The 9611-nt window shown below is 43.4% G+C and carries 9 protein-coding genes; 3 read left to right on the top strand and 6 right to left on the bottom strand.

The annotated features are described in order from the left end of the window. Positions 1–95 precede the first annotated feature (95 nt). Positions 96–941, top strand: coding sequence for a hypothetical protein (locus BCU12_RS14685; RefSeq protein WP_102405006.1), 846 nt, complete (start codon positions 96–98; stop codon positions 939–941). 12 nt (positions 942–953) lie between these two features. Here BCU12_RS14685 and BCU12_RS14680 read toward each other — a convergent pair whose 3' ends face one another. From BCU12_RS14680 to argR, 5 genes are all read right to left on the bottom strand, one after another. Beyond that, positions 954–1337 carry a DUF2061 domain-containing protein gene (locus BCU12_RS14680; protein ID WP_102405005.1) on the bottom strand — a complete coding sequence of 128 codons (384 nt, stop codon included), beginning with the start codon at positions 1335–1337 and terminating at the stop codon, positions 954–956. 227 nt (positions 1338–1564) lie between these two features. After that, complete coding sequence (locus BCU12_RS14675; protein ID WP_102405004.1) at positions 1565–2002, bottom strand: universal stress protein; 438 nt, start codon at positions 2000–2002, stop codon at positions 1565–1567. 91 nt (positions 2003–2093) lie between these two features. Beyond that, positions 2094–4670: a TRAP transporter permease gene (locus tag BCU12_RS14670; RefSeq protein ID WP_102405003.1), complete on the bottom strand. Its 2577-nt coding sequence runs from the start codon at positions 4668–4670 to the stop codon at positions 2094–2096. A gap of 212 nt (positions 4671–4882) precedes the next feature. Next, positions 4883–5851: a TAXI family TRAP transporter solute-binding subunit gene (locus BCU12_RS14665; RefSeq protein ID WP_102405002.1), complete on the bottom strand. Its 969-nt coding sequence runs from the start codon at positions 5849–5851 to the stop codon at positions 4883–4885. A 329-nt stretch (positions 5852–6180) separates the two neighbouring features. Further along, positions 6181–6651 (bottom strand): transcriptional regulator ArgR, encoded by a 471-nt coding sequence (argR, locus tag BCU12_RS14655; RefSeq protein WP_102405001.1) that lies wholly within the window; start codon positions 6649–6651, stop codon positions 6181–6183. A gap of 324 nt (positions 6652–6975) precedes the next feature. On the opposite strand from argR, the gene mdh reads away from it, so the two are divergent. Then, on the top strand, positions 6976–7911 hold the full coding sequence (mdh, locus tag BCU12_RS14650) for a malate dehydrogenase (protein WP_102405000.1): 936 nt from the start codon (positions 6976–6978) through the stop codon (positions 7909–7911). 142 nt (positions 7912–8053) lie between these two features. Here the strand turns inward: mdh and ispB are convergent, their stop codons facing one another. Continuing rightward, positions 8054–9025, bottom strand: coding sequence for an octaprenyl diphosphate synthase (ispB, locus tag BCU12_RS14645; protein ID WP_102404999.1), 972 nt, complete (start codon positions 9023–9025; stop codon positions 8054–8056). Positions 9026–9293: 268 nt separating this feature from the next. Between ispB and rplU the strand changes: the two genes are divergently transcribed. Beyond that, positions 9294–9605: a 50S ribosomal protein L21 gene (rplU, locus tag BCU12_RS14640; protein WP_102404998.1), complete on the top strand. Its 312-nt coding sequence runs from the start codon at positions 9294–9296 to the stop codon at positions 9603–9605. The last annotated feature ends 6 nt before the right edge of the window (positions 9606–9611 follow it).

Below are 9611 nucleotides of genomic sequence, written 5' to 3'. Positions count from 1 at the left end.
GCGATGAACCTTTTTTATTCCCCACTATTTTCTCTGTATCTTTCAAGAATGATATTACTTATACTCTAGCAAACTTGATCTAGCGCAATTCTACTATGCAAATCTCTTTAGGTGGTTTATGGCAACTTTCGCCATTAACTGACTTGTCTATTCCCCAAGATGACATTACTTTTCCTGCTGCTCTAAGTGCGGCCTTACCTAGTGGTTTGTCTGAAGAAGAGATTACACAGCAAGAGTGGCATTTGATGCATGACATTGAAGTAGATGAATCGATGCTGGCCCATTCCGCTATTGATTTAGTTATCTCTGGAGTCGGTCACCATGCCGAAGTGAGAGTGAATGGCGAAGCTGTATTTGATTGTGATGATTTTTATGAATGCAATCGAAAGGATATTTTGCCTTACCTTCAATTGGGAAGGAATCGATTTGAGATTCTGTTCTTAGAGCAAGAAGAAGATTGGCTGCTCGATGATGAAGAGTTATCGGACACTAACCCTGCTTCATTGCGCCCTTTGGAAGCAGAAGATCACTCTATCGGTATTTGGTGTACGCCCTATTTAGAAATGTTGCCAACAGCTCGGATTCAGTCGGTTGAGACTGAATTGATTAATCATCCGGTAGGGGGCTGTGAGGTATTAGTACATCTCAATTACTCCGTTTTTAAGCCAGGTCTCATTTCCGCACTCATTAAGTTCAATGGCATGACTTATCGCCTTCCCATTGATGTGAGAGCATCGAGGACAAGTGCATTGTTCCAGTTAGATGCGCCTATCTTTGTTAATGAAAATACCCCGCATTTCTCTCAATATTACTCTTTAGATGTTCAGTTAGAACAAAGCCATCGAGTTTATCAGGTCGCTTTAGTGAATAATGGTGAGAATGATTCCTTAGTTCCCCAACCGATGAGAGAGGTTCATGGTCTCATTGAGTCGTTTACCTAAGCCGCGTCCATTTTAGTGAGCGCACTGCCAGCTAGAAGTGTGTTTTCTTTGCCATACTTTTTCATGAAAGTAATAGGCACCGGTATTAAATGTTGGTTCGATGATGGCCATAATTCCTCCTACTAGCGCATTCCCCGTCAGAAGATAAATCACACCGAACGCTACACTGAAATGGACGATAGCAAAGCTTAACGTTTTGACGTTCGTTGACTGTGCGAAACGCTTCAGAACTAGCCATTGGTTCCATGCTTTTTCATGGAAGTAAAATGCAACGGTATTAACGGTTGGCTCAATCATCGCGATTAAGCTTCCAATTAAGATGTCACCAGTGAGTATATAAGCAATGCTAAAAGCAATGGTGAAGTGGATAGCAGCGAAGTTTAGTGTCTTTTTCATGATTAATACTCACATCGGTTGTTGTTTTGATATGTGTATTATTGAGAATTGTTCGCATTAAAGATAATGGGATGTATCTATTGATCCAATAGTCATTCTCAATGATCCAAAGCATCATCTTTTGATCAATCGAATTTGTGACTGTAAAAATAAAACGCAGCTTCCAGGTGAAAGCTGCGTTTTTACGTTTGGTTCTGTTGAATTCAATGCAAAGGTAGAAATTTATATTAGCCCTGAGGCTTAACCACTAATACATTGATTGGTGAGTTCTGAACAACCTTACTGGCGACAGAGCCAAGCACAACGTTATCAAGCTTAGAGCGTTTGTGGCTTGGCATTACAATAAGATCGGCACCCAACTTTGTTGCGTACTCTAAAATTGTCGAGTATGGCTTACCTTCAGCAACATGAATTTTATAGACAATTTTCTCGTCAATATGTTGGTCAGAAAATTGTCTCAGCTGCTCTTTCACGTCTTCTTTCATCTTTTGCGCAGCATCTTTTGGGAAGTATGTCGATACCATCGACATGTGTATTCCCGGTAAGACGTTGAGAAGGTGCACCTGAGCTTTAGAATGCTTTGCGTGCCAAACAGCAAGCTCAACGGCTTTGTCAGAAAAGCCTTTGTCATTTAGATCAACGGGAACAAGGATTTGTTTATACATTATTTTTCTCTTTATTATTAAGCGATACGTCTAACTCAATCCTTTAAAAATTAGGCCTTATTACTCGAAATGAGCAATAAGGCCCTTCTCATTACGCGCTCAATTGTTCCTTTTTAGCGCGCCTTCTTTGATTTAATCCAAGTATGATTAATATCAACATTGCTGGCAAGAATACCCACTCTTTCATTGGCCGTTCAGCGTCTTGAACAATGGTTTTAATTTCCCAATCAAAATCAATACCTGCTGCTTCTGCTGGGCTTCCGAACTCAACCATATCGACGATCATTTGGTCGTCGTTTTGAGTCAGCATCAGTCCCATAGAGGCAATGCGATCTTCAGCACTCACTGCGCGATCTTCGAAAGGCAGGCGAACGGTTCTTTCTAGATAGCGACCCTCTAGATTTTCCCCTGCAACTTGAAGTTCAATCTGCTCGCCAACGTTTAGTTTCTCGGTGATTTGAGCAATTTCAACGCCAGGAGAATATACCTTAGCCGGGTATACCATATCCCACCAGAAACCAGGCCTGAAGAACGTGAAAGTTAGCACAAGTAATAGGACGGTTTCCCACCATTTACTCTTAGTTAACCACCAACCTTGGGTTGCTGCGGAGAAGATCAACATCGCAACGACTGATGAGAATATTGTCAGCGCTAAGTGCCACCAACTATCAATGCCCATTAACAGAAGTTGCGTATTAAATACGAACATAAATGGCAAAATAGCGGTTCGAATATCGTAGGTGAAACCTTGGATACCCGTTCTTATTGGGTCTGATTTCGCGATGGCGGCAGCAGCAAATGCGGCAAGACCAACGGGTGGGGTGTCATCTGCCAAGATACCAAAATAGAACACAAACAGGTGAACGGCGATAAGTGGAATGATAAGACCATGCGCAGCACCTAGCGTCACGATAACCGGTGCCATCAATGTGGATACCACAATATAGTTGGCCGTTGTTGGCAAGCCCATGCCCAGTATCAAACTAATGATGGCCGTGAATAGCAGCATTAGAATGATACTACCACCCGATATAAACTCAACGAAGTCGGTCATGACGAGACCGATACCCGTTAAGGTGACCACGCCAACGACAGTACCTGCAGCAGCTGTGGCCACACCGATACCGATCATGTTACGAGCACCAGAAACAAGGCTCTCAGCAAGATCAATAAAACCAGCTTTTACTTGTTCAGACACATCACCAGTTTGGGACATGATGGCCATAAGTGGACGCTGCGTGATCAAAATAAAGATCATGAACACTGTCGCCCAAAATGCAGATAGGCCAGGTGAGAACCGTTCGACGGTCAGACACCAAACAAGAACAACAATAGGCAATAAGAAGTGTAGGCCTGATTTAATGGTTGGTCCTGGATCCGGCACTTCGGTTAGGTCAGCATCAAGATCCATTCCGCCTTCTGAATACCTCGAAGAGATGCGGACGAGTCCAACATAAGCCAGTAACAGTACAATAGTCACTATTGGTGTTGCTGCGTCGCCAAAGACATCTTTGGTCCAGCCTACGCCATAGTAAACAATTGCACTCATCACACCTAAGCCGATGATCGTGCCACTGAATGAGAGAATACTTTGAATCCAAGTTGGAGTATGACGTCGTGGGAGACCTGTCATTCCAGCTTTACAGGCTTCTAGGTGAACAATGTAAATAAGCGCTATGTAGGAGATAAGAGCCGGAAGAAGCGCGGCTTTGATGACTTCAACGTAAGAAATCCCAACGTATTCAACCATTAAAAAGGCTGCTGCACCCATAATTGGCGGTGTTAGCTGACCATTGGTGGATGCGGCAACTTCGACTGCTCCTGCTTTTGTTCCTGGGAAACCTACTCGTTTCATCAGCGGAATGGTGAATGTCCCTGTTGTAACAACGTTCGCAATAGAAGAGCCCGACACTAGACCAGACAAACCAGACGCAACAACTGCAGCTTTTGCCGGGCCGCCTTTCATGTGGCCAAGTAGCGAGAAAGCCACTTTAATGAAGTAGGCACCTGCACCTGCTCGTTCAAGCATTGCGCCGAATAACACAAATAGGAATACAAAAGATGTAGAGACACCGAGTGCAACACCAAATACCCCTTCGGTGGTTAACCAAAGGTGAGACATGGCTTTATTTAAGCTTGCCCCTTTGTGGGCGATGACATCTGGCATGTGCGGGCCGCCAAATGTGTACAGTAAGAATACGGCCGCCACAACCATCAGTGGTGGACCTAATGCACGTCTTGTCGCTTCAAGTAGTAGCACCATACCCGTCGCGGCAGCGACTATATCTAAGGTTGTTGGCGCTCCAGAACGGCCAGCGAGTTCCGTATAAAAGAGATAAATGTATGCAGCGGAGAAGCTTCCCGCTAAAGCCAGCACCCAATCAATGATAGGGATGTAGTTACGTGATGAATTCTTTGAAGCTGGATAAGCCGTAAAAGCTAAGAATATAGCGAACGTGAGATGAATTGCACGAGCTTGAGTGTCATTAAGTACGGCAAAATTAAAAATGAACGGTAATGGGGATGCGTACCAAAGTTGGAACAGCGACCAACATAGAGGGACAAACCAAAGAATACGGCCTGGAATTCCTTTTGGATTTCTAGCTCCGGTATCGGCTTGTGCCACCATTTCTTGCACATCTTGAGACGGTGTTGTTGTCTGCGTCATGTACTTTGTCCTTATTATCGATGGTCTGGTATATCTATAGTGCATTTTGTATGAAATGTATAAACGCCTTCATTGTTAGAAGATGGATTACATGACATTGATGGTAGTTATTATAGATGTAATACGGGGTCTAATTGCTTGCGATGTAAATCTAAATAGGTGTGCAACTACTAAGGAGGCACATAGCCTCCTTAGTGTTAAAGAACGTTCGCTTATTTTAGCAAGCCAACTTCTTTGTAGTATTTCTCAGCACCTGGGTGTAGAGGAATAGAAAGACCAGCTTTCACCATGTCTTCTTTTTTAAGGTTCGCAAACGCAGGGTGTAGACGCTTAAACGTAGCGAAGTTTTCAAATACCGCTTTTGCTACATTGTATGCAATTTCATCAGAAACGTCAGTTGTCGTTACCATTGTTGCAGCAACACCGAAACTGTTTACATCACCCTCTGTGCCACGGTACATACCGGCAGGAACCGTGCTGTACGCGTAGTATGGGTTGTCCGCTACGATTTTATCGATCTGAGGACCCGTCGCTGAAACGAGTTTTGCATCACATGATGTTGTCGCTTCTTTAATTGATCCGTTCGGGTGACCAACCATGTAGATGAATGCATCAATCTTGTTATCACAAAGCGCTTGTGAACGCTCAGAGCCTTTCAGCTCAGAAGCCAGTTTGAAGCTATCGTTTGTCCAACCTAGTGCGTCCATTACTACGCCCATTGTTGCACGGTCACCAGAACCTGGGTTACCGATGTTAACGCGTTTACCTTTTAGGTCTTCAACACCGTTAATGCCAGCATCCGAACGAGCAATAATGTTGAATGGTTCTGTATGTAGAGAGAACATTGCGCGTAGTTTGTTGTACGGACCTTGCTCTTCAAACTTACTAGTACCGTTGTAACCGTGATATTGCCAGTCAGACTGAACAACACCAAAATCCAATTCGCCAGCACGAATAGTATTAACGTTATAAATAGAGCCGCCAGTAGATTCTACTGAACAACGAATGTTGTGGTCTTTACGGCCTTTGTTTACAAGTTTACAAATGGCACCACCTGTTGGGTAGTAAACACCTGTTACTGAACCTGTACCAATCGTGATGAACTCTTGAGCATTAGCAGCGCCAGCACCCATTACAGCAGCGGCGATAACACCGATCTTAATAAGTTTATTAAATGCCATGAATATTCCTTCCTTAATTCATTATTAGCCCCAAAACAAGTGTAGTCGTTTTGAGAGTTTCCTCGTTTGGAAACGGCATCTTTTTCAATCCATACATTGAAAAAGTGGCTGAATAATAGCAAAAAAACGGAGAATAATTATATCAATGTTAAGAAATGTAGTTGATTACGCTGACATGTAACGGGTGGGTTAAAAGTGTGCTAGGTTGGTAATTATTTATTTTTCAAACTCTTACGTTAGTTTTTTGGGTGTGTTAGAACATCTCTCAGATGTGAAGTTGGTCACGAATGTAATAACGAATTCATGACCAATAGGGCGGTTGAATTTGTTTACCCCGCGTATTCGAACAGTTCACAAACAGATTCAAACAGCTGCTCAGTGGTGACTGATAGAGTTGGGGTGATAAAGATTGTGTCATCTCCCGCGACAACGCCAAGTATGCCTTCTGACTTACCCAAAGAGTCTAAAAGTCGCGCGATCAACTGCGCTGCTCCTGGGCCTGTATGGATCACGACAATGGCTGAGTTTCGGTCAATATCAAGAACGAGTTCTCTCAGTGAGCTAGAAACGGTTGGCACGCCAAGTTCAGCAGGTAAACAGTAGACCATTTCCATCTTAGCATTGCGGGTTCTGACTGCACCAAACTTGGTCAGCATCCGAGATACTTTCGATTGGTTGATGTTTTCGAAACCTTCATTTTTTAATGCATCGACAATATCGCCTTGAGAACCAAACCTTTCTTCTTTTAGTAATGATTTGAAGGCTCGGACTAGATTGTCTTGTTTCTCTGTATTACGCATGATTCAGATTCTTTGGATGGTTGATAGTGCATATATTCGCATAGCTATGCACATTTATCCAAACGATAGGCTCGAATTATGTCTAACTGGTCACTGTAAACTATTGTGAAAATAGGTTGGTTTCGTTACTTAAGTTATTGTCAATAAACAATATTGATAGACTTTATCCATCAGTCTTGTGGCACATTTTTATTGAGTTGCGCTAGGTCGCAAAGCGGGCGTTAATCGATTGTAATCAATATATGAATAATATATTTTTAACGTTAAGTGATTATAAAATTCCTACATACATAATATAAGAGATCCACTCTCAAGGAGACTACAATGAAAGTAGCCGTGATTGGTGCCGCTGGTGGCATCGGCCAAGCTTTAGCCCTTCTTCTTAAAAACCGCCTTCCAGCGGGTTCAGATTTAGCCCTATATGACATCGCTCCAGTAACACCAGGTGTTGCAGCAGACTTAAGTCATATCCCAACGCCGGTATCGATCAAAGGATACTCCGGTGAAGATCCAACACCGGCACTAGAAGGTGCGGATGTTGTTCTAATTTCAGCGGGTGTTGCTCGTAAGCCAGGAATGGATCGTGCTGATCTTTTCAATGTGAATGCAGGGATTGTTAAATCTCTAGCAGAAAAGATAGCGGTTGTTTGCCCGACAGCTTGCGTAGGTATCATTACTAACCCAGTAAATACTACGGTTCCAATCGCAGCAGAAGTACTTAAGAAAGCGGGTGTTTACGATAAACGCAAGCTATTTGGTGTGACAACACTTGATGTTATTCGTAGCGAGACATTTGTTGCGGCACTGAAAGATAAAGATCCAGGTGACATTCGCGTTCCTGTTATTGGTGGACACTCAGGTGTGACTATTCTTCCTTTACTGTCTCAAGTTGAAGGTGTTGAGTTTACTGCGGATGAAGTTGAAGCATTAACGAAGCGCATTCAGAATGCAGGTACGGAAGTTGTTGAAGCTAAAGCGGGTGGCGGTAGTGCGACTTTATCAATGGGTCAAGCAGCGTGTCGTTTTGGTTTAGCGCTAGTTAAAGCTCTACAGGGCGATGATTCAGTTATTGAGTGCGCTTACGTTGAGGGTGACGGTGAGCATGCTCCATTCTTTGCTCAGCCAGTTAAACTTGGTAAAGATGGTGCAGAGGCTATCTTGAGCTACGGCGAGCTTAGCGACTACGAAAAAGCAGCGCTGGATGGCATGCTAGAAACACTTAATGGTGACATTGAGATCGGTATCGAGTTTGCTAAGTAAGCTTTGTAGCTAAAAACCGTATCGCTAAAAAAAGCTGATCTTTGGATCAGCTTTTTTAATTCTGCAAGCTCTTGGCTAATAACAAAAGACCAGGATTTCTCTCAAAACTCTCTTTGGGTTAGAGGTGGGGGAGAGAAAATAGTTACTTGGTTCGATTAACCGCTAAGTGCGCTATGGCAACCAAAGCCTGTTTATATTCAGATTCTGGTAATGGTTCTAATTCGGAAATAGCCTTGTCAGCTTCAGCAAGAGCGCGCTCAGTAGTATATTCCAAAGAGCCATGTTCTTTCATAGCCGCCAGGATGTCATCCAATCGCTCCATTCCGTTAGAGTGCTCAATCGCATCTCTAATCATTAGAGCCTGTTGCTCATTCCCATTACGCATAGCGTGAAGGAGAGGAAGGGTCGGTTTTCCTTCTGCAAGGTCATCCCCGACATTTTTACCCATCTCTTTGCCGTCAGAAGTGTAATCCATCACATCATCAATCAACTGAAAAGCGGTGCCTAGGTATTTACCGTAGTTTTGCAGTGCGATCTCAATGTCATTTGATGCATTACTTAAAATAGCCCCAATTTGAGTGGCTGCCTCAAACAAGCGAGCGGTTTTAGAGTAGATGACCTGCATGTAGCTTTCTTCTGTGGTGTTTGGGTCGTTACAGTTCATTAGCTGTTGAACTTCACCTTCCGCAATCACGTTCACAGAATCACTCATGAGCTCAAGGATCCTTAATGATCCAAGCGTGGTCATCATTTGGAAAGAGCGGGTATAAATGAAATCACCGACTAGAACACTGGCTGCATTTCCAAAGGCAGCGTTAGCTGTTTCTTTTCCACGACGCATGTCTGACTCGTCGACGACATCATCGTGCAACAGAGTAGCAGTGTGGATAAACTCAATAAAAGCAGCCGCAGTGATATGCGCCTCGCCTTTGTAATCGAGTGCACGCGCTGAAAGAATCGCGAGCAGTGGGCGTAGGCGTTTGCCACCGCCACTTACAATGTAGTATCCCAGTTGATTGATTAAAGATACGTCAGAGTTGAGTTGAGCTTGAATAGTTTCATTCACTTTTGCCATGTCGTCGGCAGTAAGCGCTTGGATAGCTTTAAAATCCATTATAAATCCGGCTGAGGTTAGACCCTGTAAGGTGTTCTTATCTTCTTTAATAGCTGAATAATACACTAAAAAACGTTGAAAAATACATTACTTAAAGGCATGATTGCCGCACTTTTCTTTGGCGAACAGGTTTTCGCCAATTTTTTAAAAATATGGCTTGTCATAGTCGTATGATTCCCGTAGAATCTGCGCCCTATTGATTAGTTTAGCGCACACCCGAGTTGTACAAATAACAACCAAAGGCTGTGCGGAAAAAGCGGAGTAAAATATGTACGCTGTTTTCCAATCTGGTGGCAAACAACACCGAGTTAGCGAAGGTCAAACCCTTCGTTTAGAGAAATTAGACGTTGAAACTGGTGCAACTGTAGAGTTTGATAAAGTTCTTCTAGTTGCTAACGGTGAAGAAATCACTGTTGGTGCACCTCTTGTAAATGGTGGCAAGGTTACTGCGGAAGTAGTACAACACGGTCGTGGCGATAAAGTAAAAATCGTTAAGTTCCGTCGTCGTAAGCACTCTCGTAAAGAGCAGGGTCACCGTCAGTGGTTCACGGAAGTGAAAATTACTGGCATTAACGCTTAAGTATTA

It is taken from the genome of Vibrio sp. 10N.261.55.A7, assembly GCF_002877365.1.
Classification (GTDB): domain Bacteria; phylum Pseudomonadota; class Gammaproteobacteria; order Enterobacterales; family Vibrionaceae; genus Vibrio.
This window is presented reverse-complemented; position numbering and strand designations above follow the sequence as displayed.